Origin of the sequence: Borrelia persica No12 (genome assembly GCF_000500045.1) — a bacterium.
In the GTDB taxonomy this organism is placed as follows: Bacteria; Spirochaetota; Spirochaetia; order Borreliales; family Borreliaceae; genus Borrelia; species Borrelia persica.
Window position 1 is genome coordinate 1 of sequence record NZ_AYOT01000174.1, and the last position, 243, is coordinate 243.

1 protein-coding gene is annotated in these 243 nt (G+C 21.0%); it reads left to right on the forward strand.

Translation table 11 applies throughout. The features are described 5' to 3' along the window. Nucleotides 1-203 (forward strand): hypothetical protein (locus tag U881_RS13325; protein ID WP_038363846.1); only part of this gene is annotated, 203 nt, incomplete at its 5' end. Nucleotides 204-243 lie beyond the last annotated feature (40 nt).

Below are 243 nucleotides of genomic sequence, written 5' to 3' on the forward strand. Positions count from 1 at the left end.
ATAAAAACTCGAAATCTCGTCTCAAAAAAATTATTGCTTCTATTATAGAAGAATTCTTCAATAATGATACAATATCCATTTATAACCGTAGATCTGATAAACTTAAAACTTATATTAATTTACGTCTTAAAGAAATGAAAATTTCATATAAATCTACTTACAAATATCAATCAGAAATATTATCTAATATCTTCACAAATTAAGACAACTAAATAATATCTTCTTTTTTTATAACCCTAAATA